We start from the raw sequence: 26,762 nt of genomic DNA, 5'->3' as shown, positions 1-26,762 counted from the left end.
TTGTCTTTTTTTATGGTCTTTCAACGATTAGTGCAATTCCTTGGCCGCCACCGATACAAGCAGTCACAAGGCCTTTTTTCAACTCACGACGTTGCAATTCGTACACGAGCTTCGTAATGAGCATACCTCCCGTTGCAGCGATAGGGTGACCGTGGGAGATCGCTCCGCCGTTTACGTTTAATTTGTCGTGGTTAAATCCGAGCTCTCGGTCAACTGCTAACGTTTGTGCTGCAAACGCCTCGTTGCATTCAATAAGGTCCATGTTATCTAGTGTTTCACCGGAGCGCTTCATTACCTTTTGAACTGCAGGAACTGGGCCAATCCCCATAATGTTCGGGTCCACTCCTGCCACCGACCAGTCCTTTACGACTGCAAGTGGCGTTAACCCGCGACGCTTCGCCTCTTTTGCGCTCATGACGACAAGTGCCGAAGCCCCGTCGTTTACGCCTGAACTGTTCCCTGCTGTAACGGTTCCACCTTCTTTAAAGACCGCACGTAAGCTCGAGAGCTTTTCGACCGTTGTTCCTGCTCTTGGGTGTTCATCGGTATCGAACTCACCGATCGGTACGATTTGCTCTTTGAAGTAACCTTGTTCAATCGCATTGACCATGCGCTCTTGACTACGAGCTGAAAACTCATCTTGCTCACTGCGGCTAATCTCATATTTCTCAGCTAAGTTTTCAGCAGTAATTCCCATCGGTGGATCACCAATTTCTTTTGGTGCAAGACTCGGTGAAACGAATTGTGGTGGGAACGTATCGTACGCTCTCGTTGCTGGTCGCAATAAGTGTGGTCTTAAAGACATGCTCTCCGTTCCACCAGCAACGACAATGTCCGCTTGACCACTCAAGATCTTCTCTGCAGCAAGTGCGACCGCATTAATGCCCGATCCACACTGACGATCAATCGTCAGACCAGGCACTTCAATCGGCAACCCTGCTTCAAGGGCAGATTTACGAGCAGCATTTCCACCACCACTAAGGCAGTTGCCGAGGATTACATCTTCAACTGACTCTCCTTCAACTTCTGCACGTCTTAATGCTTCTTTAATTACCTGACCGCCAAAGATGGTATGATCAACCTTTGCAAGGGCTCCCCCTTTCTTTGCAATGGCAGTACGAACTGCTGATACGATAACAACTTCAGTCATGATTTCGCCTCCCTAAGTAATTTAAACGTTCCGCTTCCCTTCGCGATTAACTGATCGTCTTCATCATAGATATAACCATCGAGTTGCGCGGATTTGTATCCTAATTGCATGAACGAACCCTTTGCCGTTAGCACACCTTCACGCGCTGGAGCTAAGTAATGAACATGAAGGGAAATCGTTAAGTTTCTGCATCCGGTTTTGTAATAAATCATTGCGCCGAATACGTTATCAAGCATCGTTGCATGGACACCGCCATGCAACGAGCCGTTGTTATTTAAATGATCTTCGCGTATTTCAAGCTGCAAGTAGACATTCTCATCTCCATCCAACCCGTCCTGAAACCCTAATAGCTGGTAAAAAGGCTCTGTTTCGCAACGCCCATCCATAATCTCTCCTTTACTCTCTATGGCTCTACGAGAATGATCTCTCCATCTTCAACGACTGCCATACGGAACTCTGTATTCATACCGCCCTCAGCCGTCACTTCTGTAATTGGTAGATTTCTTTATCAGCTGGTACCGTATTTACACCTTCGCCTAAGTTCGCTTGAATCGCTGCTGCATCATCGACAGAGCCCGCTGCTTTCATCGCTTCAGCAAGAATGTAGACGACGTAATAGTGATAACCCGCCTCGGATCCAGGAATTGAGTCATAGTGCTCGATGTAATCTTCAATAAATTGCTGATTTCCTTCTGTTTGGTCCACGACTAGAGGTGGAACCCCAACTGACCCTTCAATAACATCTGCGGCGTTATCACCAAGCACTCGTTCGATTTCATCAAGCTTTGCTTGGTCCATAATGAAGAATCCACCTTCAAACCCTAATTCTCTTGCCTGCTGCATAACTTGAGCTGTCGGTTCAGACGATCCTCCAACAAAGAGAACGTCTGGGTCATCACTTAACGCATTGGTGATCGTTGTGAAGAAATCCGTTTCCTTTGCGAAATCAATTGAACCATCGTAAACGACTTCACCACCAAGTTCCTCCCATGCAGGAGCTAACTCATCTGCAGTCGTACCCGTACTGTGTACTAGGTGGGAGCATCGCAAGCTTCGGACCGAAGCGCTCCATTTGGTATTCGGAATACGGCTCAACATAAATGTCATACGTATTCGGAATTCGCCAAGTGAGGGCATTGTCTTGTGCCGTAATGTCAGGCTCACTTGAATACGCCCCTACAATGAAATCATCTTGCTCATTAAACACTTGTGTCGCAAAAATCCCTCCACTATGCGGGATAAACACATTGGTACGTCATGTTCTTGAATCAATCGCCTCGCATTTGCTCCTGTTTCGTTCGGTAAATATTTATCGTCGAGTGCAACAAGGTTAAACGAATACTGTTGACCGTCTACTTCAAATCCACCTGCTTCATTGATCTCGTTTACTGCCATCGTTAAACCACTAACCGTGTTATTCCCATAAAAAGCAGCTGCACCTGAGAGTGGACCGCTATAGCCAATTGTGACAACTTCAGTTCCTTCCGCTGTGACAACTTCTTCCGGTTCAACTTCATCATCACCTGCTTCAGCGTCCGCCTCAGTACCAGGTTCACTTTCTGGCGCCCCTTCTTCTGAAACAATTGTTTCTTCTGCATCACACGCACTAAGAGCAACGATTGCCGACAACCCAACGATTAACGAGAACTTTTTCAAAACAGAAACCCCCCTTTAGAAAATTTACGCACCAATGTAAGCTTTACGAACTTCATCATTTTGCATTAATTCATCTTGGGTGCCTGAGACGACGATTCTTCCGTTTTCAATGACGTAACCACGATCAGCAATACGAAGTGCTGCATTTGCATTTTGCTCAGCCAAAAGCACCGTCGTACCTTCTTTATTAATTTCTTGAATAACATCAAACACTTGCTCTGTAATGAGTGGCGCTAGGCCTATGGACGGTTCATCGAACAAGACCACTTTCGGCCTCGACATGAGCGCGCGTCCAATTGCAAGCATTTGTTGTTGACCCCCACTTAATGATCCTGCATTTTCCTTTGCTTTTTCGCGTAAGATTGGAAACAAATCATACACATGCTCAAGCATTCGAGCGGTTTCCTTCTTATCTCCACGAACCGCATACGTTCCCATTCTTAAATTTTCATAGACACTCATTGCAGGAAACAACTTACGACCTTCTGGACAATGGCCAATTCCTTTTTTCACAAGCTTACTCGCCGAGCGTCCGCCAATCGATTCTCCATTGAACTCGACCGTACCTTTTACCGGTTTGTTAAGACCACTAATGGTACGGAAAATGGTGCTCTTTCCTGCACCATTTGCTCCGAGCAATACGACGAGCTCTCCCTTTTCAACCGTTAAAGAGATGTCAGAAAGCGCTTCATACATTCCATAACGAACCGATACGTCACTCAGCTTCAGCATGTTTATCGCCCCCTCCCAAATAAGCTTCAATAACTTCTTCATTCGTTTGAATCTCTTCCGGTGTGCCTTCAGCAATCTTCTTGCCGTAATTAAGGACAACAATATGATCCGCAAGCCCCATGATCATTTGCATCTTGTGTTCAATCAGGCAGACGGTTAACCCACGGTCGATCATTTTACGAATCAGGGCTGCTAAGTTCTCAGTTTCATCCGGGTTAATGCCCGCAGCCGGCTCATCTAAAAAGACAATTTCAGGGTCAGTAGCAAGCGCTAACGCGAAGGCCACACGTTTCTTAGCTTCTTGTGAAATGTCTTGAACGAGCCGATGTGCCTCATGCTCTAGGCCAACAAACTCTAAAACTTCCGCTGCTTTTGCTCGTGACGCTCGTTCCTCGCGCCGCAGGCGCGGAGTACGAAAAACCGCATCAAACACATTTGACTTCGTTCGTAAGCGATGCCCTACAATGACGTTGTCCATCACCGTTGCGGTTTCAAACAGGTTTGTCGTCTGAAACGTCCGCGCAATCCCTAATTTAGCGATGTTAAACGAACGCTTTTTCGTAATATCTTCACCTTTGAAAGTAATCGAACCTTCACTCGATGGGTGATACCCACTGATTAGGTTAAACAATGTCGATTTCCCGGCACCGTTAGGGCCGATAATTGCAGTGATCTTACCCTTTTCAATACCGATTTCTACATCGTTTACAGCAACTAATCCCCCGAACCGCTTCGTAAGTCCTTTCGTTTCGATGAGCATTTAATCTCCCCCCTCGTACGTTGACCCTTGATCAACCGATCGTTGCTTTTTCTTGTACGCTCGTTTCATTTTCCACATCTGATATCCACCAACAATGCCTCGTGGATAGAAAATAACGAGCAAGACGAGCAACGGTCCGAAAATGATCATTCTGAAGTCTTCCATAAATTGTAAAGATTGCGTCAAAATAACGATGAGTAGTGTTCCAACTACTGGACCGAACAACGTTCCAAATCCACCAACAATAGCGTACATAAGGAAATCAAACGTCATCATCGTGTACGAAATATCAGGGCCGATAAACCGAACGAACGATGCGTATAATGCACCTGCTAACCCTGCTAGAAATGTAGAGATTACAAATGAAATCAATTTCTGTTTCATCGTGTTAATCCCAATCGTTTGAGCGAGTTCCTCACTATTCCGAATTGCCACATATGTTCTACCGACAATTGACTCCGTCAAGAACTTCATGAAGATCACGGTTAACACTAAGAAAACGAGTATTAAATAATAGTTTGAGATTCCTGTATCAAACGTAATTGGACCAATCGCAGCTGGACTCTCAATGCCTATCAAGCCTCGAACCCCACCGGTTAATGCGTCCCATTCATAGATAATGAGATAAATAATGTAACCGACACAGAGCGTATAAATAGCGAAAAAATGCTCCTTCGTTCGAAGCGCAATAAGTCCAACGAGTGTTCCAATTACCGTTGTAATAACAAGGGCTAAAACAAAGGCTAGCCAGTAAGGAACGTTCGCATCGACTGTGAGCAAACCGAGTGCATACGCACCAATTGCAAAGAAACCTGCATGAGCGAGTGATAATTGCCCTGTGTATCCACCGACTAGATTCATCCCATAGACTGCGATCGCATAAATGAATGCGAGTGTGACAACATAAATGTAATACTGGTTATCTGTGAATAGCGGAAACAAGAGTGCAACGAGTAAAAAGATGAGCGGCATTCGCATTTTCTTCAATCCTTGCATCTAATGCGCCCCCTTCTGTGCAAACAACCCTTGTGGCTTCATCGTTAAGATCACAACGAGCAGAACAAATGCAATTAAGTCGCTATATGCAGCTGAGATAAAGGTTGCTCCTAAGCTCTCTGTTAAGCCGAGAATATAGCCTCCAATGATGGCACCTGGTACACTTCCCATCCCCCCAATAATAATGATGACAAATGCTTTTAAGATGACGAGATGTCCCATACCTGGATAAACTAGGTTAATTGGTGATGCAATTGAAGCCGCAATGGCAGCTAACGCACCGGATACGAAGAACGTAAGCATCGCCACTTTGTTCGCGTTGATCCCGACAAGAAAAGCTCCTTCGCGGTTTTGCGACATCGCAACGATTGCAGCACCGACCATTGTTTTCTTTAAGAACAGTTGTAGCAAAACCATTACGACAACAGCTGCAACGATAATCATAATTCGTTGCCACGTAACCGTAATACCTAGAAATGAAACGGTATCTGCAAATGGTGTTGGCATCGCTCGATAATCTGCACCCCAGACGAGTTGAACGAGCGTTTCAAGAAAGAGTAGAATTCCTATTGCAGCAATTTTGTCATGAATCGGCGGTGCATGACGGAGTGGGTTAAATACGAGACGCTCCATCAACATCGCCAAAGATCCAACAACGACTATGGAGATCGCAATTCCGATAAAATACGGAACCCCCATAAGCGCCATTGACATAAGCGTAATGTAACCCCCAACCATATACAGGGCACCGTGAGCAAAGTTCGGAATATGAAGAATTCCATATACGAGCGTTAAACCGAGTGCCACCAAACTGTAAACGCTTCCAACTGTTAACCCATTAAACAGTTGCTGCAATAAAACATCCATTCCCCCACCCCTTTATTTAGACTCTTCGAATGTAATCAACTCACGCTTCAAAATCTTTCCTACTGCTGTTTTCGGTAGCTCGTCAATAAAAGATATGATCTTTGGTACTTTGTATGCCGCTAACTTTTCTTTACATTCACGTTCTATTTGTTCAGTCGTTAGTTCTTTTTCCTGAGATTTCACGATAAATGCCTTTACCGTTTCACCGCGATAAGGGTCGGGAACACCTACAACTGCAGCTTCTTCAATACCATCAATTCGGTATAAAACATCTTCAACTTCAATTGGATAGACGTTAAATCCACTTGCAATTATGAGCTCTTTTTTGCGTCCGACAATATAGAAATAGCCATCTTCATCTTGCTTTGCCAAGTCTCCTGTAAATAACCATCCGTCACGGAGCGTCGCAACTGTTTCATCTGGTAACTTGTAATACCCTTTCATCACTTGAGGACCTTTAACGACAAGCTCCCCAACTTCGCCCGTCGGTACTTCGTTTTTACCTGTCGCAACATCGACAACTTTTGACTCTGTATTCGGAATCGGAATGCCAATACTTCCTGGCTTTTGCACACCATCCACAGGGTTGCGGTGTGTGGTTGGAGAAGCTTCTGAAAGACCATATCCTTCAAGAACTGGTACAGACGACAATCCGAGTAACTTGTTCATCATTTCAACTGGCAATGGCGCTGAACCACTCGTAAAGTTCATAATTGAAGATAAATCAAATGGACGTTTTTGATAATACTGATACAACGCCAAGTACATCGTCGGAACGCCAGGGAAATACGTAGGCTTCTTCGTTTCAATCACTTGAACGACCTGCTCAACATCAAAGCGCGGCAACAATATCAAGTCCCCACCCCGGTAGAATGTAAGCACCATCGCACTCGTCATTCCATAGACGTGAAACAACGGAATGACCGTTAATACACGGCTCGTTGATTCCTCTTCCTCCGTTTCCACTTGTGTTGAAGCAGCTTGAAACGTATTGGCTACGATGTTAAAGTGCGTGAGCATGACCCCTTTGGAGCGTCCCGTCGTCCCACCCGTATACTGAATGATTGCGACGTCTTCTTTCGGTAAAATGTACTCCGGACCGTTTTCTATGGGGTCTTGTTGTAGTAGTTCATCGTAGCGACTAGGTGATGTCCAAGAGACGGGAATGATTTCTCTTAATGAAACATCATTTTTAATGGCATCATACACAGGTATTAAGTCTTCCAAGATGAAAAACACACTCACCTCTGCATCACGAAGAATGTGCAACAGCTCTGGTGGCTTATACATCGGATTAACTTGCACGACTGTTGCTCCTAAGTACAAGACAGCGTAATAACTAATCGGGTATTGCGGACAATTCGGTAGCATGAGCGCAACATGATCCCCGCGCTTTACTCCTAAGTTTTTTAGGCTTTGAGCAAGGCTTTGAATGCGGTCAAGCATGTCACCATATGAAGTTCTCGTTTCACCGAACGTCATCGCGACCTTCTGGCTATGCTTTGCTACACTTTCATGCAACAATTCAGGCAATGACATCTCAGGTATACTAATTCCTTCATAACTAGATGGTTGTTTAACCAAATCTAATCCCCCTTTAATCATTAAATTGTAAGCGCTTACGAAATACTAGTTTGATACATTATATCTGCAACTTATATGCCAACTTTCAAGGCTGTTCTGTTGGGCTTTATTCTTTACGTTTAATTCAAAAATGAATTATACAATTCAAGATTGAACCAACAAAAAACCCTAACGAATGGTTAGGGTTAGTGCACGGTTATTCCGTAGTTCTTCACTTTTCTTGCGACTGTCGCTTGGCTTGAGTTAAGTGCCTTTGCGACGTTATATGTCGTTTTGTATTTTGCCATTGCCTTTTCTAATAAGTTACGCTCTGCATCCTCCGCTGCTTTCTTAAGAAGATTCTCATTCGATAATTCCTCATCATCAAACTTACTCTGATAATCAATTGGTAAATGTTCAACGTCAATTATTGGTTCTGCAACCGTGATGACTAATCGTTGAATTAAGTTCGCAAGCTCACGAATGTTCCCAGGCCATTGATGCGTATGCATCCACTGCACAAAATTATCGGAGAACTTCTTTTGCACTCGATATTTCTCTCCGTATTTGTTCAAATAATGAGTCGCGATATAGTCAATGTCGTTCGGGCGTTCTCGAAGAGGCGGAATCTTAATCGGCAACACGTTCAACCGGTAATAAAGGTCTTCTCGGAATTTCGCTTCGCGAACCATCTGCCGTAAGTTCTGGTTCGTTGCACTAATAATTCGCACATCCACTTTCTTCGTAACCGTACCACCAATTCGCCTAATCTCACCGTCTTGAAGCACGCGAAGCAATTTCACTTGCAACGCACTCGGAAGTTCCCCAACTTCATCAAGAAAGATGACTCCCCGATCTGCGAGTTCGAACATTCCTGGTTTCCCATGGCGCTTAGCACCTGAAAATGCACCGTCTTCATACCCGAACAATTCAGATTCTAGCAAATCAAACGGGATTGCACCGCAGTTTACCTTAATGAATTCACCATGATTTTTGCGATCACTCTTCTCGTACAGTTGATTCGCAATGACGTCTTTCCCTACACCCGTTTCGCCCATTAACAAGACCGAAGCATCAACATTTGCAATCCGACTTACCATTGAACTAATTTGAACCATTTCAACGTCTTGATGCTCAACGTGACCCGCGCTATCATCACCGGTATCTTTCGTTCGTAGATAACTTTGGTATTGATAGACAAGTTCTGTAATGTCACGCAAATTAATGACGACTTGTCTTACCTCATCTCCACTAAAAATAGGGGTTCCAGTCATCATAATTTGTTGGTCGTTTGTTCCACCTTGGAATACCGTTACAGGTTTACGAGCTTTAATGACCTGTGCCGTCACAGACTCTTGCAGAAACCCTCTCGTAATGAGGCGTTCGGCACTTTTCCCTAGAAAGTATTCCCTTGGCACCCCTGTGTATCGTTCAACAGCTCCGTTAATCATGACCGTTACGCCAGTCGCATCCGTGACCGATAAGCCGTCATACGAGTGCTCAATAATCTGATTGATTTGATGAAATTGTTCGTCACGAAACAGAATGAGTGCATGCATGTCCTGTTGATCTTCATAAGGTCTAGCGATCATTCGATAAGACGTACCGGGAATAACAACCGGACTATGTTCTTGTTGCTTGGAACGTAAAAATCGTCGCATATCTCTTTGAATATATGTTTCAGCGTGATCCATGACGGAATAAAACGCTTTATTCGCCTCTACGATGTCGCCTTCTTCGTTCGTAACGGCAGTCGGAAATGGAAAATGCCCTAGTGATTTCGTCAACATCACATGCACCCCCTCTAAACGTTAGGATTAATAGCAATTTTCTATCTATTATATCATTTCATAATTTGGAAAGGAAGAGACAACGCTTTCTTTGCGCCTTTTCATCGATTCAGTCGTACTTGATTGATTTAAATATACACTTTTCGTATATATTAACTGCACGATTATCGAACAACATTGACTGCATACTCTAAATCAAAAAGCTCTCTTCAAAGTTCCTACACGTAACGTGTAGACTTAGAAGAGAGCATGTGCATCCACTTTAGCTAGAGAGCACACCACCATCAAGGACGAGTGTTTGTCCTGTCATAAAGGCCGCTGCATCCGATGCTAAGTACAACGCAGCGCCTTGCATGTCTTGCATTTCTCCTAATCGTTTGAGTGGTACTTTCGCAATCATTTGATCTTTGATTGGAGCAATCACATCTTGGGACATCTTCGTCGGAATAAACCCTGGCGCAATACCGTTTACCGTAATCCCATAACGACCCCAATTCACAGCGAAGTCTTTCGTCATTGTGATCATGCCACCTTTAGAACTGTTGTAACCAATGGCTTGCATGACATCTGGATTTGATCCACGGAAACCAGCAATCGAAGCGATGTTAATAATGCGCCCTTTTGTTCCATCTGCGATCATCCGTTTTCCGACCGCTTGTGTCATTATAAACGTTCCGTTCAAGTTAACGTCTACAACTTTCTTAAACTTATCAATCGGCATGTCTTCTGGCGCATACCCACCCCATGACGTGCCACTATTGTTAATAAGAATATCTATTGAACCGAACCGCTGGTGAACTTCTTCGACAACGCTTTCGACTTGCTCCTCATTTGTGACATCAAGAGCAAGCGCCATTGCCGTACCGCCTTTTGATTCAATTTTCTCTTTAACAGCAACACAAGCCTCTACTTTACGTGAGCAGACGACTACATTTGCACCAACTTCTGATAGTGCTTCTGCCATTGCTTCGCCAAGGCCACGTCCGCCACCGGTTATAATTGCCGTTTTACCAGTTAGATCGAATAGTGAAAGGACACTCATGCTTTTGTCACCTCAACTTCTTTTGGACGATATGGGCGAAGTTCTTGTCTTGCGATTGCACGACGATGAACTTCATCAGGACCATCAGCAAGACGAAGTGTACGAGCGTTCGCCCATGCTTTGGCTAATGGGAAGTCATCACTCACACCTGCACCACCATACGTTTGAATGGCACGATCAATGACTTTTAGTGCCATGTTCGGGGCGACGACTTTAATCATTGCGATTTCTTTTTTCCCTTCTTTATTACCGACGGTATCCATCATGTGAGCTGCTTTAAGCGTTAGAAGACGCGCTTGCTCAATTTCAATCCGTGAGTCTGCGATCCATTCACCAACAACTCCTTGTTCTGCCAAGGTCTTACCGAATGGGGCACGCTCATACGTACGTTCACACATGTATTCAAGCGATCGCTCTGCAAGTCCGATTAAACGCATGCAATGGTGAATACGGCCAGGGCCAAGACGTCCTTGAGCAATCGCAAACCCTTTGCCTTCTTCCCATAGAACGTTGCTTACTGGCACACGGACGTTATTAAATTCAACTTCACCATGGCCGTGTGGTGCATCGTCATAACCAAATACCGGTAGGTGACGGTGTACAGTAATACCAGCAGTATCACGAGGCACAAGCACCATCGATTGCGATGTATGAGTGGGTCCATTCGGATCGGTTTTACCCATAACGATGAGAATTTCACAACGTGGATCCATAATTCCAGATGTCCACCATTTGCGACCATTAATCACGTACTCATCGCCTTCACGAACGATATGTGTTTCAATGTTTGTCGCGTCTGACGACGCAACTGCAGGCTCAGTCATTGCAAACGCTGAACGAATCTCACCGTTTAATAACGGTTTAAGCCAACGCTCTTTATGTTGATCTGTTCCATACCGAACGATCGTCTCCATATTGCCTGTGTCAGGTGCTGCACAGTTAAACACTTCTGGAGCAAGTGGCGTGCGACCCATAATTTCACAAAGCGGTGCGTATTCAACGTTTGTAAGGCCCGCACCGAGTTCAGATTCAGGAAGGAATAAGTTCCACAAGCCTTCTGACTTTGCTTTCTCTTTCATTTCTTCCATAATCGGCGGCGCTGACCAACGCGTTGGAGCTGCGTTTAATTGCTCATAAAAGACTTTTTGATTCGGTACAACATGTCGGTCTATGAATGCGCTTACATCTCGTTGTAGACGTTTGACTTTATCACTGTATTCGAAGTTCATGAATAACTCCCCCTAATTGAGTTTGCATGCTTAATGAGTTCAGTTGCCATATCACCATAAACTTTGAAACGAGCATCTTGAGTCTGACCTTTTTTCCAACGATAGTAAATTTGTTGAACAATCACGGCGAGCTTGAAATGGGCAAATACTTGATAAAAATGAATATGATCAAGGTTACGACCTGTTTTCTTCGCGTAGCGTTCAATAAGGTCGCGCCGGTTGTAAAAACCGTCATGAGTCGTTACCGATTGGAATCCAGCTCGAATGCCAGGTGGATCATTCGGTTCAGCCCAGTAACCGAGAGCAACACCTAAATCAAAGAGTGGGTCACCAATGGTCGCCATCTCCCAGTCTACAACTGCATTGACTTGCTCATATCCTTGTGAAAACAGCATGTTATTCAACTTGAAATCGTTATGAATGACCGTCGCTTCACCGTCAGGCGGTATTTCACGGATCATCCACGCCCGTAACTCTTCGAAACCTGGTACGTCTTCGGTTTTCGCTTTCTCATAACGCTTAAGCCAACCTTCGACTTGTCTTTTCGTAAATCCTTCTGGATGCCCAAACTTCTCAAGGCCACCTGTTGTAGGATCTACTTGGTGTAACTCCGCAAGCAAATCGATAAAGCGTTCTGAGACACGTTTCGCTTCTTCTCTAGAGGGAACAATCTCGCTATCTTTACTGTCTAAAACGATTCCATGCTTTCTCTCCATGACATAAAAGGTTACGTCCATCACATCCGTGCCTTCGCCAAGAACGAGTGGCCTCGGTGCGTAAGGAAACTTCGGTGATAATGCTTTTAGCAAGTTGTGCTCTCGTAACATGTCATGTCCTTTTGCTGGAAGTGGGCCAAACGGAGGACGCCTCAACACCGCTTCAAACGAATCACTTTCAAGCAAATACGTTAAGTTCGACGCTCCCGCCGGAAACTGGCGAATGGTTAGTGTTTCATCTTGAGGGAACTCCGGTAAAGACTTCCTCAAAAATGATACGATTGCGTCTTCATTCAACTCTTCCCCAGAGCGAACGGCGATCGTTTCACGTTGTTCACTCATGAACGACCTCTCCTTTCTCCAATACCGCAAGAATTCCATCATCCGTTGCTTCAACGAGAACATCTTGCGTCTTGAAACCTAGTACAAAATCGAGAAGATCTTGCATATTCCCATTGACCATCGATCTTCCTACACGGCTTTTCGTAACGAGCGAAACGATCTGCTCATCCGAATACTTCCCTTCACTTGCTAGAATTGCGCCATCATCGAGCTTTACACCGTCAAGGTTCAGCTCATCAAGTAAACGACTCGCACACAAATAGTCTTCCATTGAGAAATGACTGCCTGCCCCAGAGCAAACGATGACAAGTTCTTCAGGATCACTGCGCCGAATGTAATCCGCGACATAGTGAACATTGCGAAAGCTACATAACAAGCGCTTGGAAGCAGCAGCTGTCCATTGAATGGCCTTCGTGCCATTTGTTGACAGAAAGACGATGCGCTGATTCGAAACAACATCCTCTGTGTAATCCGTCGGCAAATGACCGAGGTCAAATTCATCGACAGGGCGCCCACCTTGTTCTCCACCACGAATGACTGAGCCTTCAAGCAACAGTTCTTCACGTAAGGTAGTAGAAGCTTCAATTGAATCAACCGGATAGACATACTTTGCGCCACGTTCCATCATCGTAATGAGTGTCGTAGTTGCAAGTAATGCATCAATGATGACCGCGGTTTTTCCTTGCAATAGTTCAGGATCAATCTCTTCTTTGGATAACCATAAACGACATCGCTCCACGTTGACACCTCCGTACCCTTTTTAATTGCAAAATTAATGCCAATAACCAGACTGACAAATCAGTATATTCCATCCAGCAATAGATTCATTTATGAATTCTCTAACTCAATTTCGAATTCTAGGTTTCATCGTAATCTAAAACGGGTATTACACATTGACTAAAAGGAGGTTTCGCTATGGAAAACATCTACGATGAAGTGGATTTCGACAATACAGACTTCCGAAAGCAGCCTGACAAATACCGAGTGGGTCGTGGTGAACAAGGCGTGCTGATGGTCGAACCATACAAAAGTGAAATTCTACCGAATTGGCGATTTAAGACCCTGAGATTGCCCAAGCATCCGCAGATCAGATTTACAACCAATACTTATCGTATAAAGAACAAAAGGACTTCGTCGGCATGGACATGGCACGGAAATACTTACAAATGGGCTATACAAGAGCAAGGCGGTATGCTAACTATCCTGGTGGCAAGAAATACAACGCGGATGGCAAACGTAATGAACGTTGCATTGATGAACAAAAGGCAGAAGCAGCATCAATTTTCCAGGAGAAATGGAAATTGGTTCGTGAAGATGAAGACTATTTAAAGAAAAAGCATAAACACCAAACGCAATATGGATAATGGCTTATCTTCAATGACTGAAAGGAGTGTGCCGTTTATTAAAAAGGAAAACAGGTCGATCCACTATCTCAACCTTACTTTACTCTTCTTCACACTACTCGCGTTTTCCTTCTTTGCTTACACGACTCTTCCAACCGGACAGAACTGGGTGGTCTCCATATTATTCGCCATGGTCGTGACGACATTCGCAGCCTTTACCCCTTTCGGTACAAAAACGAAAAAGAGTGAGCAGTAAACACTGCTCACTCACTTACTTCCTGCCAAACAATGCACCTTTGTCAACAAACCCTGCCCAATCGTCGTCTTCATCGTCCGCAAACGGAGATGGAATATGACGTTGTTCAGGTCGATTCGTTACCTTCGGTGTAGGCGCTTCAACTTCTTCAGGTTTCGTTGTTTGCGCTTCTTGGAACAAACGCATTAACTCATTCGCATTGTCAAAACTACGGATGTCAACATTCCCTAAATGCTGTTGCATTAACTGAACCGCAAAAGACAATGAATCACGAATGTTCTTTTGGGAGTCAAGCCACTCATTAATCTTCTCGGCATTTTCTTCTTTATTTAATTTCCACGTGTAGCTGTTTCTCATCGTTCATCACCTATGCGTAAAGAACTTTTTCGTTTAAGATTCGAAGACCATCAACGTTCATATTAATTGCATACTCTTCTGGAACCCAGATTACTTCAAGCTTCGCATCTGCTGCGAATTCAATGAGATCTTCATAGAGTTCCGTCTTAAATTGAATGCTTCCTCCACCGTAAACCATGATGAAGTTCACTCGACCAGCTGTTTGTACGACTTTCTCTTGTACCGCTTCTAGAAGTAAACGAGACTGTGTATACTTCGCTTCCATGAGTTTGTTCACAGCGTCTTTATGAAGTGGGTTGTTACGATCACGGTGAATGTCCATGAATTGCTGACGGTTCAGATCAAGGTAGCCGCCTACTTCAGACTTAAGCAAGTTGATGGCTTCTTGTGTCGCATGACCAACGCCAAAACGTTGACCGTCACTCAAATCAAGTACCGGGTTCAACTTCTCTGTGTAGTTAAATTCTGTCGTGCCGTCACCGATATCCACGTGAACGATGTTCTTCTCAGCGATTTTCTTCGGCAACTTGTCCAATTTCTCTTCTGAAATATTGTAATCATAAAGAGAAACATAGTCTTTTAGAATTTCATGGTTTGCAGCACGTAATGTGTAGAGTGCTGGAATACCTTCTTGTGTAACGTTTACATCATCAAACGAGACTTGAACGTTCACTTGTTGCTCGCCAACATGAAGGGTTACATGGTGTGAGTGATCGAGAATACGGCGACGTAATGCTTCTGCCTTCTCATTCGTATGCTCACTAGCTGGAATAGCAGTTGATAGTTTTGCTTTCACTTCCAAGAAGTTAGGAAGGGCGCCTTGCTCCATGTACTGGTTACGCACTTCATGGCTTGCGACCATACCGAGTAGCATAATGACAGGTAGGTCGTGCTTGTATTTGTTTCCTAGTTTAATATTCATGTTCTCAACGTCTGCTGAACGGCTTGCTCTTTCACCGATCATAAACAATCCATCGCGACGAATCGCTTGGCTTGATACGTTTACGAGGAGCTCATGATCCAAGTTCAAAATTGACTTCTCAACGTCTAGTTCTAAATTCTCAGGCTTAGAAAACAAGCGTTTAATGACCGAAGGTTGCTTAAGAAATTGATCATTAATGTACATTTTCGTTTCTGAGTTTCCAAGATCCGCTGCTATTAGCACAGTAATCGCTCCTTGTCTATTCATCTAAAAGAAACCTTATAGATTTCTTTTCCATTCTTACTAAGGTTTCCCTATACCATATCATACAGAAGTTACCAGTGAAATGCTATGAGCAATTACGAGTAGTTTCTAGTGAATGCTAATAGATTGCTAAAAGAATCCAAATAGAACTTTACACCTACGAATTGTAGCCATTTTTGTCGAACGATGTTTTTTTACTGTAGGGCATGACGAATCCCTCCGATAGTAAAGATAACTACATGTAGACAGGGGTTGCTTACGATGCGTTGGAGGTCTAAGAGCATTACGAGTACTTATATGAAGGTATTCACAGCAATCATGCTTTTCTTTGTTATTGCCGTTACCGTCGCAACTGGCTGGCAAACCGTAAATCATTTGCAGTCCAGCGTACACGACAAATTGTCATCTGAACTTGAACTTGGCTTTGAAGTCATCGATTATCAATTCCGAGGACCTTGGTCACTTGATGGCGAACAACTAGTTAAAGGAAACCGCGCTGTTGGAGACGAGTTCGTTGAACACGTAACGTCTCTTACCGAAGGTGAAGCGTTTCTATTTACGCAAGATCAAACGGTTGCTTCCTCCACCCCAGCGTCTTTTACAGCTGACAATCGCGCGTTCAACACGCTTATGCAAACAGAAGAAACTTACCTAGCTGACCACGACATCAATGGTGAGTCGTACCAATTGCTTTACTCCCCTCTTTATGATGCCAATTCTGAAATGATTGGGATGTGGGCAGTCGGTCAATCCACAGAACATATTCAATTTGCCACAATCCAAAACATATTGCTATTCGTTGTCTCGTTCGTCTTTTTCACCATAATTGTTTTCATAATATTCTTATTTATTAACCGGGTAATTCAGCGTCGATTCCGCGCCGTCACATATGCATTAGAAACAGCTGGTGAAGGAGACTTCACCAATGTTCTTGATGATTCTTCAGCAGACGAGCTTGGACAGCTTTCCAGACATTACAATACTATGAAGAAAAAGTTAGCGGAGTTATTTTCTCATATTCAAGAATCATCTGAGTCAGTGGCAGCATCTGCTGAAGAGCTGCATGCTAGTTCAGAAGAACTTAGTACAAGTGCGTCTCATAGCGCCGAATCGATTTCTTCGATGGCAGAATACAGTGATGAGCAGAAGCAACACGCAAATCACACGCTCATCAACGCTTCTCAGATGAATCAAACGATTAAAGAAACGTTACGTCGCCTGCAATCAATCGAGTCACTAACACAAAACGTTCAAACAGCCGCGGAAGAGGGTTCAACAACGATGATCAATGCAACAAAACAAATGCACATCCTTCATGACCGTAACGAAACGACGGCTACGATGATCAATAATCTAAACAGTTATTCGGAAACGATCGAACAGATTGTATCGGTCATTTCAGAAATTGCCGAGCAAACCCACCTTCTTGCGTTAAATGCAACGATTGAAGCAGCTCGCGCTGGCCATCAAGGAAGAAGCTTTGCCGTTGTTGCTGAAGAAGTCAACAAGTTGGCCACAAGTTCCGGGAAAGCTGCATCCGAGATTCGAGAGACCATCTACAAAATTCAAGCAGAAATGACTTTATCAAAACAAGCGGTGCAAGCAGGAACTGTTGCAATTTCAGATAGTCAACAGCAAGTCGAACTAGCAAAAGAACAATTTCAATCGTTACTCGTTCATATCCAATCGCTTGCCACTGATGTAACGAAGATCGAAAACGAGCAACAAGAGAATGTCGCTCATGTGACTGCACTTGAACAAGTTGCACAGAAGTCTCTAACTGCCGCACAATCCATCGCTGACTATGCCACACAAGTCGCAGCAGTTGCACAAGAACAACATGCAGCAACAGATGAAGTGTCATCATCGAGTGATGTATTAACACAATCGGCACAAGCAATGCAAACGAGCTTAGCTCGCTTTCGGATGTAGCCCTAACTGAAACCGCTGTTGCAGTTTTTTAGAAGTTCCTTACCATAAACTAATGACTTATAGATCAATTGCAGTCAAAATAAATAGTATTAATATTATTCATTCACTAATTCATGTACGGTTATATTTATAGTTCTTTAGTAAGTATTCCTTTGGATACTAAACAAGAAAGGAGGTTATAACCGTGCACCAAAAGAACTGAACAATGATTTGGATCACTACCGTAAGTGTTATGCTTGCCACCTTCTTATTTCTATTCGATGTTTCAGCATGGTCGCAACACCATCATCATCACGTTACCATAGAAAGTCAGGGAAGCCCTCTTGTTCCTTTTTTGTATGCAATTGTAATCGCTCTCTTTGTCGCAGCCTTGCTCGTTCGTGAGCCAACCAGAAATGCTTGGTTACAAACATTAACGCTAACGTTTACGAGCATTTCAATGATTGCAAGTGGCAATGGGATGGTTGAATATCACTTCTCCGTGTTTGTTATGCTTGCAATTGTAGCGTTTTATGATCAGACGCGGTTTCTACTCGTCTCTGTTTCCCTTTTTGCCTTCCAACATATTGCTGGTTTCTTTTTATTCCCTTTAGCCGTTTACGGTAATTCTAATTACTCGTTTATCATGGTGCTCATGCATTTGTTCTTTGTCGTTTTACTAACAACCGCACTCTACTTCCAAATTCAATCAAGCAAAAAGATGAATCGAATCATTGAAGAAGAGCGTGCAGCAAAACAATTGATCTTGCAACAATTACTTGAAGACATCAATCAAAGCTCAAACCAAGTCACTCAGTTGTCGGATCAAGTATTTTCACAAGCGCAAACGGGTGAACAAGCTCATGAGCACATTCATAAACGCCAAGGTGAACTCGTTCAACAAGTCGAACAACACGTGCACGCAGCCGAAAACGACCAATCTGATTTAATGCGATTGCAAACTGAAATTGATGATGTTGTCGCTGCATTTGTTGGGCTACGTTCTCGTACGAGTCATTCTAGAGAAACGACTGAAAAAACGATACAAGATATTTCAAACGCTACGAAGAGAATGGAAGGGATTGACTCACAGCCTGAAGAGATCGTGAACAGAATCGAACAACTCCAGACGATCAGCCAACAAATTGCAAAAGACGTGGAAGATGTGGAAAAGACCGCGCGACAATCACATATTCTATCGATCAATACGGGAATCGAGGCGGCTCACACTCATGCAGGGAAGCACTTCGCTGTGATTGCAGAAGAAATTCGAAAGCTCGCTGTCACATCACAACATACAGGATCTATCATTGCTAAATCGGCTCAGTCCATCGAACACGTAGCTACTCGTACGTCGACATTGTTAAAAGAACAAGAACAAACGTTACAAGTAAAAACAGACGCTCTCGTCAACACAGAAACACACCTAACAACCATGTTCGAAGAAACAAAACGGTTAGAAGAACGAATTACCGATGGAGAACAGTCGATGAAAGGAATGCAAGTCAAATACGATGATGTGACGAAGATGCTTTCAAATCACGTCCATACATACGAAGAACTTCTAAAACGAATCGAAGCTATGATTACCGCTGCTACCGCTCAACACCAACAAAACTTAGAGAGCACCCAATCGATTCAGCAACTCGTTAATACCGTACAATCACTTAGAACGAACATTCAAACGTTGAACAATGGGATTGATTAAAGGTGGACGTGCCACCTTTAATCGTTAATTACTAATACCCTGTTGGCCAATTCGCTAACTTTCGCTCACTAATGGAACCGTTATTAAGACAAGCGTATTCAAGAGTCTGACAGAGAAACGCCCGTGTATCGCGAGTCGATAATATCATCGATCAAATGCTTTGATGCAGCTTTATAGGGTGAACTCTCAAATGCCCACGTATCAAGCAACTCTTGCCGTGCTGCTTTTGGATCTTCGGCGTCTTCAAGTTCTCGACCATACACAACATTTATACCAACTTCTGGACCAGTAAAGTTAATATCTGCAGTTGGCCAGGCGACAACAAAGTCCCCACCCATATCTGGACCACACATGTTGCTATATGCAGCTCCGATGCTTTTGCGGATCACAACACTCAGTTTTGGTACTGTTGAATGTACGAGTGCTTGATTCCAGAGAATAATCTTTGAAGGAATTCTCGAGCGTTCTGCCCCGCTTGATACGCGAAAGCCAGGGATATCATGTAGGAATATTAACGGAATATGAAATGAATCACATTGTACGATAAAGTCTGTCGCTTTTTCACATTCTTGCGCTCCCGCTGCCCCCGCAAAAAACATCGGTTGGTTTGCGATAATTCCTACTGTTCGACCGTTCAATCTCGCAAAACCGGTAATAAGCGCTTTACCAAACTCTTCTTTGAGCTCATAGAAATGATGATCATCAACAATTAATGCAATAAGTTTCTTCATATCATATGCCCGTTTCATACGCGTAGGAACAAGCTCTGTTGCTTCATGTAGCAATCGGTCCGCATCGTCATTTGATGGTACCACTGCTGGTTGTTCACCTGAATGACTTGGGACGTAGGACAAATACTCCTTGATTGCTCGGATGCAGTCATCTTCGTCTTCTGCAGCATGATCAATTTGCCCTGTTTCAGTTGCATGCATCTCCCATCCACCGAGTTGTTCTGGTGTAATCTGTTCCCCCGTAGCCACTTCAAGCATTCTTGGACCTGCCACAGCCATGCACGTTCCTTTTACTTGGCTTACGAAATCCGAGCTCACCGCAAACCACGTCGGACCGCCGTAACTATCACCAAAAATCCCTGTTATTAACGGTACTTTGCGATCATGATGCAACAATTGATAGGGCATCATAAAGCGACTAATGTTGTCAGATCCCATCCCATCTGGCATTCGCAGTCCGCCACCTTCAGCGAGAGTAATCAAAGGAAACCCGCGTTTGACGGCGTATTCATGGAGCTTCTTCGATTTCCGCATAAAGACGGCTCCTTCAGTTGCTGCAAACACCGTTTTATCAAACGCTTTAATGACGACGGGTCGCCCTTCAATTTTGGCGACACCTCCGATCAGTCCGTCCGTTGGGCTTTTTGTCGCTGCACCTTGTTGATCGGATGTATTGAGTAGGCCAAGTTCAAGAAATGAGTCCGCATCGACGAGCTTGGCAATCCGTTCTCTTGCCGTATAAAATCCCTTTTCTTTATGAGCTGCGACCTTTTTCTCTCCACCATTTGACGTGCGCGCTCTTTTCGCTCTTCCAACTCATGCAAGTAAGTTTCCATGCTCGATCTCCTCTTTTAGCTCAGGCTTTTTTACTTTGCCAGTGGCTGTCATTGGGACACTCTTCATAATGACAATTCTCGGTCGTTTGTACGATGCAATGTTCTCTTTGCAATATGCTTCCAGTTCTTGAACGGTCGTTTCTTTTTCTAACACCACTGCGGCTACTGGTAGCTCTCCCTTTTGCTCATCTTCAATCCCAATGACACCACAGACTGCAACGGCTGGATGATTGGTGACGATCACTTCAATTTCAGCCGGAAACACACTCATCCCGTTCACTTTTAACATCTCTTTCTTCCGTCCTAGAAAATAAAACTGACCTTTCTCATTCATTAAGCCGATGTCACCCGTTTTTAACCAGCCATCGACGAGATCTTGTTCAGCTTTCTCTTCATTGTTCCAATATCCTTTCATAAGCGATGGGGTTCGAATCGCGATTTCTCCTTCTGTACCAATTGGAAGCAATGCTCCAGTATCGAAGTCGAGAATTTTAATTTCAGTACCAGGCATCGGAAATCCGACGAATCCTGGGCGATCCAAATCAGTGTCTTGCTCTTGTTGACCGTCTGTAAATGAATCCATCGTATGCGTTTCTGTCATGCCGTACGAAGCTTCTTTTAGAATTGTACCTGTCAGTTCATACCAGCGTTTACGGTACTCAACATTGATTTTTTTCACGAAAGAAACACCAAGTGTTGTCTCGAATGAGGATAAGTCGCGACCTTCTGCTTCATTCATGACCGCAACGAGATTGTCTGTGATTGCTGATGTCGAAGTGACCCTGTATTTTTCCACAGCTTGAATAAACGTCTCCGTATCCCAGCGAGTCATCAACACCTGTGTATGACCTGTGAATATCGGATTGATCACGCCCGCATCTTCCCCAGCTATCCAGAAGATTGGCAAGTAGTTCAGCGTCACTTGATCCCCTTTATGACTTAAGCCAAAGGTCGTTGACGTGGCGGCTGTATACACATATCCCCTTGTGTGTGCATGCACCCTTTCGGCAAGCCTGTCGTCCCCCCTGTGTAATTCAATGCAGCGATGTCGTCTAACGATCGATCCACATGTGGATAAGTGGAAGAACTTGAAGCGATGGCTTGTTCGAAATCAATTTCAGTATGTTGTACTTTTTGAGTCATTCCGTCGGGTATTGGTAATGTTGGGTTTTCAGGGAGGTAGTCGGACAAAGATGTCGCAATGATGGTGTGTAGGGTCGTACGATCTTTCACTTGATTAATGAGTGTAAGGAATTGATCTAACGTCACGATGACTTGAGCGTCACAGTCTGTCAGTTCGTATTGCAGTTCTTTTTCTTTAAACATTGGATTTACCGGAACGTGAATCGCACCGATTTTTAAAATCGCATAAAAGGCAATGATGAATTGCGGACAATTCGGCATATATACTGCTATCCGATCACCCTTCTTAATGCCAATTCCTGATAAATAGGTTGCGAATCGACTACTCTTTTCATTAAGTTCTGCAAAAGTCAGTTCGCGACCGTAAAAAATCGTCGATGCTTTGTTCGGCGTTCTGTGTGCGTGTTCTTCAAGATAATCGCTTAAAAGTTTTTTACCAAACGGATAATACGCTTCCTTTGGCAAATGTTTTGGCCAATTTACTTCCCGACGCTTACGCAAATCATCTAGATAATGCTGCTCATCCACTCATACCACTCCTTTATGCTGCTAATTGGTTTAAAGAGTGTTACTGCAAAATACATACCAATTGTAAGCGCTTACTTATTTGGTTGAAGTGACTTTATAATTCATTTTTAAATTTTCGCTGTTCATTTTTGAATCAATCGGGGTGTACGATATTCAACCGTACTTTTGGTAAAATAATGTCAAATTCATTCAATTTCGTTCAACAAAAATTAGCATATCTTGTCAAGATATTGCCTTTTATCTTTCTATCTTTTTTTTCGCATAGCAATAAAGAATTGCAACTGTTATGCTTGCCATAATCGGGGTGAGATCGCTAGAAGGAGGGGCTCATGGGCAAAACAACTGCGTCTCCAGATTTACTCATCGGTGCTATTGGGAATTGGTATAATGCTATCGTTTCTTATGATGCTAAGAAAGCCCAAATGCAGAAGGCGCTAACAGAACAGCTCTTACGATCAGCTGTAACAGACAAAAAGATTCAGACGTATCATCAACTCGTCGAATTTCGTCATAAAATTTTTACAAATGAGATTCTTAGAGATCCGCTTCCTGAGAATCAAGCACACGTCGATGAATCCATTGTAGAGACTGATCAAGTGCTTAATTACTTGTATCACTTGATGGAAGGTCGAATGGCGTTTCAGCGCGAGAACTATTTACAATCATTGGGTCATTATCAAAAAGCAGAGCGATCGATTCATTCAGTGAGTGAACTAGAAAGAGCTGAATTTTTCTTCTTGCTCGGTGAAGGTTTCTACAGAATTAATCAATATATGCACGCTTCACTATACCTCGATTTAGCAAAAGAAATCTTCGAGCTTAGTTCACGACATGATGAACGGGTCATTGCATGCACGAGCTTACAAGCTTCGATCTACTCGGAACTTCGCTTATATCATCAAGCAGAAGAGTTTTTTCTTGATTGTTTAGAACAACCAAATCAAAAGCCGTTCAATCGTTCGATACACTTACGGGCGTATGGGTTGCATAAAGAGCGAAACGGGATGCTTCAAGATGCGAGAGATTATTACGATGAGGCGCTTCATACGGGTGACCAGTATGACACCTTGGTCGGCTCCAAAACAAAAGCAAACTTAGCGAATGTTTTATTACGCTTAGGCGATTGCTCAGGCGTTGCACTACTAGAAGAGGCCGAAGATGATATGAAAACCTATAACCTTGTTGAGTTTACTGCAGGGAACCGGATCACACGAGGCTTTACGTTTCTTCGATTGACCTTTTACTCGTTGATCAGGGGCTTGACGAATTAGTGAATCAAGAACTGTATTTCGAAGCGACAGAAGCTTATGAAGAGGTTGCAGCAGCACTAGAGATAGATCAACAATTTGAACTTGCGCTATCGTATATGAGAATGGCAAACGAACTACGACTCAAGCAGTTTTCCATCGGTATCAACAATTAAATCTATATTTTAGTAACCGTCCTTTTGGTCGGTTATTTTTTTCGTATACTTTTTTTCCGTTGTGAAAGGCTATATGTATCTTAACCGATATAGGAGGTTTACGTACTTGAAGAAATTTTTATTATCTGGTCTTATTGCTACGCTCGTACTGACAGGTTGCGGAAACGCGAATGACGATCCGAATGAGAACATGGATATGGACAATGACCCTGCTGGCGACATCGAAGAAGATGGTCAGGATGATTTAGATCTTGGTGATGACATGGAGGATACCGACACGCCTGAAGACGGCGATGGTGGCAATGCCATGGACGAGGAAGGATCTGCGTATGATCGTGGGGTTGTCGACTTTGAGCTTGATATTGAGTTCATCGAAGGCGACGACTGGGAATACGACTACGAAGATGAAGACGGTGAAGTTACAGCGTCAATCGAACGTGATAACGAAACCATTCAAAATGATGAAGCGATTACGGAGATTGAACAACTATTACAAGACATCGAACTTCACGGTGATGCTGATGAAGAAGAGATGGTCACTGAAGTATTACAAGCTCTAGATGTAAGCGAAGACGATGTCTATAAAGTCGAGCTATCGATTGAATTTGAGAACGGCAACATGTACAACGTGGACCACACGATGTAAATTTCAGGGGACAGTCCCCCGGCGCGTTAAAGCGCTGGGGGACTGTCCCCTTATTATTATTGTGTGATTACAAATTCGTGAGTACCATTGAGTGGCACATCTTCTGACGTTGCACGGTTCGTGTATGGATTCACATCCGTTTCCATAACGTTTAATTCTGCGCCAACACGCTCAGCAATCGACAATCCCCATTGGTCGCCAATTGGTTCTTCGTCTTTGTACCAGTTGGTAACGTCGTTCGTACTAATGTAGTATAACGTAAGTTGTCCATTCACATCCGCTTCACCTGAGTCAAACGCATACGTTCGCTGAACCCCATCGACGACATCACCTTCTGCTAATTCATCTAACCTTAAAGTAACTTCACCCGCTTGGTCAACCGTCGACGGTGTAAAGACGGCAAACACATCACCTCGAGAATTCGTAAAGTATACGTCCTCTCCTACGTTACTCTCATCAATCATGTGTATGACTTGATCTCTTTCTTGCTCTTTATAATTTCCAATCCGCGTATTGATCGCCTGATAACGAAGTGGAATATACTCCCTTACGACATCCACTTGAGCATCGAAATCGCTAAGCTCTGAGAAGTGGTTTTGAGGATGAATGTTAAATGCACCTTCTGTGTCCGAGCTAATGGGTACAAATGGCTGTATACGCTCATAATAGCGATCAATTCTTGAATTTAACTCGTCCTCATTGAACGTTTCCATTAATTGCTCTAAGTTCTGATCAATATGCGATTTAATTTCTGGTGTCTCGAGCATCTTCTCGAAAAGAGCGTTATCCCAACCTGAAGACAGCCCGTAATCATAACGCATAAAATCGTTCATCGTTCCATAATCTGTACGACTGTGAGAGCCGAATGTTAAGTCTTTATCCCACGGGATGAATTCCCATTTTGCATCAGGATCTTCATGATCAAGATACCACCAGTAGTCATCCCCAAACGCATCGATATCACCTACGAGAAAATGTACAGCCAAGAAATTAATCACTCGTTCTGCGTCCATCTCTTCGTAGAATCTTTGCGCAAACTCATCACCTGCTGGTGTTTCATACACCCACGTAATGAGCTCTGCTAATGCTTGCCATTCTGGGTCGCCACGATAATCAAAAACCTCTTCAAAGAATGCTTCCTCGTCTTCAACAGTGCTTAGATCATAAGAAAACGTTGAATTTATATCAATGTCCTCTACATCTCGTATACGATCTCGCACTAGAGTTCCGTCACCGTTACGACCATTTGCTTTTAACAAATCAGAGTCTACACGTTCTACATGCGCGTATAACCCCTCATATGAATCATTCATAAAAAGATTAAAGTACTCCGTTCTAGGTGCCATTACATCGGCATCACGAAACATTTCAAACGATAACTGATCTCGCATCATCGATGAATCACTATAATTGGCATTGAGATTCATTCGATTACTTCCAAACGTAATGGCTTGTGGGTCTTCAAAACGCACGTTAAATGATTTTTTGTCCATACGTCGCGTTGAATTGCCTCGGAAACGCAGACCTCCATCTAGGTGCTTAATTTCTGCTTCCGGCGAGTTTATACGAATATGCCAGTGAGACGATCATCGGAATCAACATCGCGTTCGTAGAGTTCCTCTAAATCTTCATCTCTCATATATAAGTAAAGCGTATCAATATCCGATTCATAAGCGAGTTGTTCTATTTCTGTCCTCGGTGTAAATGGAGCTTCTTCTTCCTGATCATCTCCTTCTACAACCTCTTCATCTCCTTCATAAACCTCTTCTGCTTCTAAATTTCCTCCATCACAAGCTATCAACAGCAGTGGAAATGTGAAAGCTATGGAAACACCGTGAATTTTCTTCATGA

The 26,762-nt window shown here is 43.6% G+C and carries 25 protein-coding genes and 2 pseudogenes; 6 read left to right on the top strand and 21 right to left on the bottom strand.

The features are described 5' to 3' along the window. Positions 1-10: 10 nt before the first annotated feature. The 14 genes from JCM19038_RS03990 to JCM19038_RS03930 all read right to left on the bottom strand — a co-directional run bounded on the left by JCM19038_RS03990 (position 11) and on the right by JCM19038_RS03930 (position 13,582). The gene (locus tag JCM19038_RS03990) at positions 11-1,153 is read right to left on the bottom strand and encodes a thiolase family protein (RefSeq protein ID WP_152549328.1); all 1,143 of its coding nucleotides are present in this window, start codon (positions 1,151-1,153) and stop codon (positions 11-13) included. Continuing rightward, the gene (locus JCM19038_RS03985) at positions 1,147-1,536 is read right to left on the bottom strand and encodes a PaaI family thioesterase (protein ID WP_042414774.1); all 390 of its coding nucleotides are present in this window, start codon (positions 1,534-1,536) and stop codon (positions 1,147-1,149) included. Before JCM19038_RS03985 ends, JCM19038_RS03990 begins: the two co-directional genes overlap by 7 nt. 94 nt (positions 1,537-1,630) lie before the next feature. Next, positions 1,631-2,314 carry an ABC transporter substrate-binding protein gene (locus JCM19038_RS03980; protein WP_238554275.1) on the bottom strand — a complete coding sequence of 228 codons (684 nt, stop codon included), beginning with the start codon at positions 2,312-2,314 and terminating at the stop codon, positions 1,631-1,633. A 12-nt stretch (positions 2,315-2,326) separates the two neighbouring features. Then, positions 2,327-2,806 (bottom strand): ABC transporter substrate-binding protein, encoded by a 480-nt coding sequence (locus tag JCM19038_RS23315; RefSeq protein WP_238554274.1) that lies wholly within the window; start codon positions 2,804-2,806, stop codon positions 2,327-2,329. A gap of 24 nt (positions 2,807-2,830) precedes the next feature. Continuing rightward, positions 2,831-3,538 (bottom strand): ABC transporter ATP-binding protein, encoded by a 708-nt coding sequence (locus tag JCM19038_RS03975; protein WP_042358183.1) that lies wholly within the window; start codon positions 3,536-3,538, stop codon positions 2,831-2,833. Continuing rightward, a complete protein-coding gene (locus JCM19038_RS03970; RefSeq protein ID WP_042414772.1) occupies positions 3,522-4,298 on the bottom strand; it encodes an ABC transporter ATP-binding protein in 777 nt (258 codons plus the stop codon). Before JCM19038_RS03970 ends, JCM19038_RS03975 begins: the two co-directional genes overlap by 17 nt. After that, complete coding sequence (locus JCM19038_RS03965) at positions 4,299-5,294, bottom strand: branched-chain amino acid ABC transporter permease (RefSeq protein ID WP_042358182.1); 996 nt, start codon at positions 5,292-5,294, stop codon at positions 4,299-4,301. It abuts the gene before it with no gap. Beyond that, positions 5,295-6,161, bottom strand: a complete 867-nt coding sequence (locus JCM19038_RS03960; RefSeq protein ID WP_042414770.1) for a branched-chain amino acid ABC transporter permease — start codon at positions 6,159-6,161, stop codon at positions 5,295-5,297. A 12-nt stretch (positions 6,162-6,173) separates the two neighbouring features. Beyond that, entirely contained in the window at positions 6,174-7,745 is a 1,572-nt protein-coding gene (locus JCM19038_RS03955; protein ID WP_307189947.1) for a long-chain fatty acid--CoA ligase, read from the bottom strand. A gap of 185 nt (positions 7,746-7,930) precedes the next feature. Further along, positions 7,931-9,514, bottom strand: coding sequence for a sigma-54-dependent Fis family transcriptional regulator (locus tag JCM19038_RS03950; RefSeq protein WP_052361045.1), 1,584 nt, complete (start codon positions 9,512-9,514; stop codon positions 7,931-7,933). A gap of 262 nt (positions 9,515-9,776) precedes the next feature. After that, positions 9,777-10,556 (bottom strand): glucose 1-dehydrogenase, encoded by a 780-nt coding sequence (locus tag JCM19038_RS03945; RefSeq protein ID WP_042414767.1) that lies wholly within the window; start codon positions 10,554-10,556, stop codon positions 9,777-9,779. Beyond that, positions 10,553-11,785 carry an acyl-CoA dehydrogenase family protein gene (locus JCM19038_RS03940; protein ID WP_042414765.1) on the bottom strand — a complete coding sequence of 411 codons (1,233 nt, stop codon included), beginning with the start codon at positions 11,783-11,785 and terminating at the stop codon, positions 10,553-10,555. The genes JCM19038_RS03945 and JCM19038_RS03940 overlap by 4 nt, the downstream gene beginning before the upstream one ends. Further along, on the bottom strand, positions 11,782-12,843 hold the full coding sequence (locus JCM19038_RS03935; protein ID WP_052361043.1) for a phosphotransferase family protein: 1,062 nt from the start codon (positions 12,841-12,843) through the stop codon (positions 11,782-11,784). Before JCM19038_RS03935 ends, JCM19038_RS03940 begins: the two co-directional genes overlap by 4 nt. Further along, positions 12,836-13,582 (bottom strand): 2-phosphosulfolactate phosphatase, encoded by a 747-nt coding sequence (locus tag JCM19038_RS03930; RefSeq protein WP_042414762.1) that lies wholly within the window; start codon positions 13,580-13,582, stop codon positions 12,836-12,838. Before JCM19038_RS03930 ends, JCM19038_RS03935 begins: the two co-directional genes overlap by 8 nt. Before the next feature lie 176 nt (positions 13,583-13,758). On the opposite strand from JCM19038_RS03930, the pseudogene JCM19038_RS03925 reads away from it, so the two are divergent. Then, positions 13,759-14,207 (top strand): annotated as a pseudogene (locus JCM19038_RS03925) (DUF4385 domain-containing protein). A 250-nt stretch (positions 14,208-14,457) separates the two neighbouring features. On the opposite strand, the gene JCM19038_RS03915 reads toward JCM19038_RS03925, so the two are convergent. Both JCM19038_RS03915 and JCM19038_RS03910 read right to left on the bottom strand, forming a co-directional pair. After that, positions 14,458-14,799 (bottom strand): hypothetical protein, encoded by a 342-nt coding sequence (locus tag JCM19038_RS03915; RefSeq protein WP_042414760.1) that lies wholly within the window; start codon positions 14,797-14,799, stop codon positions 14,458-14,460. 10 nt (positions 14,800-14,809) lie between these two features. Beyond that, complete coding sequence (locus JCM19038_RS03910; protein ID WP_238554273.1) at positions 14,810-15,988, bottom strand: ParM/StbA family protein; 1,179 nt, start codon at positions 15,986-15,988, stop codon at positions 14,810-14,812. 258 nt (positions 15,989-16,246) lie between these two features. Here JCM19038_RS03910 and JCM19038_RS03905 point away from each other — a divergent pair, with 258 nt between their 5' ends. Together JCM19038_RS03905 and JCM19038_RS03900 are read left to right on the top strand one after the other, a co-directional pair. Next, positions 16,247-17,917, top strand: a complete 1,671-nt coding sequence (locus JCM19038_RS03905) for a methyl-accepting chemotaxis protein (RefSeq protein ID WP_042414759.1) — start codon at positions 16,247-16,249, stop codon at positions 17,915-17,917. 205 nt (positions 17,918-18,122) lie between these two features. Further along, positions 18,123-19,604 carry a methyl-accepting chemotaxis protein gene (locus tag JCM19038_RS03900; RefSeq protein WP_042414758.1) on the top strand — a complete coding sequence of 494 codons (1,482 nt, stop codon included), beginning with the start codon at positions 18,123-18,125 and terminating at the stop codon, positions 19,602-19,604. A gap of 98 nt (positions 19,605-19,702) precedes the next feature. On the opposite strand, the gene JCM19038_RS03895 is transcribed toward JCM19038_RS03900, so the two are convergent. The 3 genes and pseudogenes from JCM19038_RS03895 to JCM19038_RS23305 all read right to left on the bottom strand — a co-directional run. Further along, complete coding sequence (locus JCM19038_RS03895; RefSeq protein WP_238554286.1) at positions 19,703-21,058, bottom strand: acyl-CoA carboxylase subunit beta; 1,356 nt, start codon at positions 21,056-21,058, stop codon at positions 19,703-19,705. A gap of 93 nt (positions 21,059-21,151) precedes the next feature. After that, positions 21,152-21,442: a hypothetical protein gene (locus tag JCM19038_RS23310; RefSeq protein WP_238554285.1), complete on the bottom strand. Its 291-nt coding sequence runs from the start codon at positions 21,440-21,442 to the stop codon at positions 21,152-21,154. Positions 21,443-21,631: 189 nt separating this feature from the next. Further along, positions 21,632-22,842: pseudogene (locus tag JCM19038_RS23305) on the bottom strand (AMP-binding protein); the annotation flags it as partial. A 329-nt stretch (positions 22,843-23,171) separates the two neighbouring features. Between JCM19038_RS23305 and JCM19038_RS03885 the strand changes: the two are divergent. The 3 genes from JCM19038_RS03885 (at position 23,172) to JCM19038_RS03880 (ending at position 24,911) form a co-directional block, all read left to right on the top strand. Continuing rightward, positions 23,172-24,113 carry a hypothetical protein gene (locus tag JCM19038_RS03885; RefSeq protein WP_042414757.1) on the top strand — a complete coding sequence of 314 codons (942 nt, stop codon included), beginning with the start codon at positions 23,172-23,174 and terminating at the stop codon, positions 24,111-24,113. Next, positions 24,113-24,265 (top strand): hypothetical protein, encoded by a 153-nt coding sequence (locus JCM19038_RS22600; RefSeq protein ID WP_193745030.1) that lies wholly within the window; start codon positions 24,113-24,115, stop codon positions 24,263-24,265. Before JCM19038_RS03885 ends, JCM19038_RS22600 begins: the two co-directional genes overlap by 1 nt. Before the next feature lie 106 nt (positions 24,266-24,371). Further along, positions 24,372-24,911 (top strand): YusW family protein, encoded by a 540-nt coding sequence (locus tag JCM19038_RS03880; RefSeq protein WP_042414756.1) that lies wholly within the window; start codon positions 24,372-24,374, stop codon positions 24,909-24,911. A 56-nt stretch (positions 24,912-24,967) separates the two neighbouring features. Here JCM19038_RS03880 and JCM19038_RS03875 read toward each other — a convergent pair whose 3' ends face one another. Both JCM19038_RS03875 and JCM19038_RS03870 read right to left on the bottom strand, forming a co-directional pair. After that, the gene (locus JCM19038_RS03875; RefSeq protein WP_255343342.1) at positions 24,968-26,434 is read right to left on the bottom strand and encodes a CotH kinase family protein; all 1,467 of its coding nucleotides are present in this window, start codon (positions 26,432-26,434) and stop codon (positions 24,968-24,970) included. Between the two features lie 38 nt (positions 26,435-26,472). Then, the gene (locus tag JCM19038_RS03870; RefSeq protein WP_042414750.1) at positions 26,473-26,760 is read right to left on the bottom strand and encodes a hypothetical protein; all 288 of its coding nucleotides are present in this window, start codon (positions 26,758-26,760) and stop codon (positions 26,473-26,475) included. Between the last annotated feature and the right edge of the window lie 2 nt (positions 26,761-26,762).

The organism is Geomicrobium sp. JCM 19038 (assembly GCF_000698125.1).
Taxonomy (GTDB): domain Bacteria; phylum Bacillota; class Bacilli; order Bacillales; family Marinococcaceae; genus Geomicrobium_A.
The sequence above is the reverse complement of the archived record's forward strand: the minus strand, read 5'-3'. Positions and strand labels throughout refer to the sequence as shown.

Coding starts and splice junctions, on each gene's coding strand:
- JCM19038_RS03915 (WP_042414760.1), bottom strand. CDS start 14,799: ATGAGAAACAGCTACACGTGGAAATTAAATAAAGAAGAAAATGCCGAG.
- JCM19038_RS03985 (WP_042414774.1), bottom strand. CDS start 1,536: ATGGATGGGCGTTGCGAAACAGAGCCTTTTTACCAGCTATTAGGGTTT.
- JCM19038_RS03965 (WP_042358182.1), bottom strand. CDS start 5,294: ATGCAAGGATTGAAGAAAATGCGAATGCCGCTCATCTTTTTACTCGTT.
- JCM19038_RS23310 (WP_238554285.1), bottom strand. CDS start 21,442: ATGAGTGTGTTTCCGGCTGAAATTGAAGTGATCGTCACCAATCATCCA.
- JCM19038_RS03950 (WP_052361045.1), bottom strand. CDS start 9,514: ATGTTGACGAAATCACTAGGGCATTTTCCATTTCCGACTGCCGTTACG.
- JCM19038_RS03970 (WP_042414772.1), bottom strand. CDS start 4,298: ATGCTCATCGAAACGAAAGGACTTACGAAGCGGTTCGGGGGATTAGTT.
- JCM19038_RS03870 (WP_042414750.1), bottom strand. CDS start 26,760: ATGAAGAAAATTCACGGTGTTTCCATAGCTTTCACATTTCCACTGCTG.
- JCM19038_RS03905 (WP_042414759.1), top strand. CDS start 16,247: ATGCGTTGGAGGTCTAAGAGCATTACGAGTACTTATATGAAGGTATTC.
- JCM19038_RS03945 (WP_042414767.1), bottom strand. CDS start 10,556: ATGAGTGTCCTTTCACTATTCGATCTAACTGGTAAAACGGCAATTATA.
- JCM19038_RS03935 (WP_052361043.1), bottom strand. CDS start 12,843: ATGAGTGAACAACGTGAAACGATCGCCGTTCGCTCTGGGGAAGAGTTG.
- JCM19038_RS03975 (WP_042358183.1), bottom strand. CDS start 3,538: ATGCTGAAGCTGAGTGACGTATCGGTTCGTTATGGAATGTATGAAGCG.
- JCM19038_RS03910 (WP_238554273.1), bottom strand. CDS start 15,988: ATGAATAGACAAGGAGCGATTACTGTGCTAATAGCAGCGGATCTTGGA.
- JCM19038_RS03885 (WP_042414757.1), top strand. CDS start 23,172: ATGGGCAAAACAACTGCGTCTCCAGATTTACTCATCGGTGCTATTGGG.
- JCM19038_RS03900 (WP_042414758.1), top strand. CDS start 18,123: ATGATTTGGATCACTACCGTAAGTGTTATGCTTGCCACCTTCTTATTT.
- JCM19038_RS03940 (WP_042414765.1), bottom strand. CDS start 11,785: ATGAACTTCGAATACAGTGATAAAGTCAAACGTCTACAACGAGATGTA.
- JCM19038_RS03960 (WP_042414770.1), bottom strand. CDS start 6,161: ATGGATGTTTTATTGCAGCAACTGTTTAATGGGTTAACAGTTGGAAGC.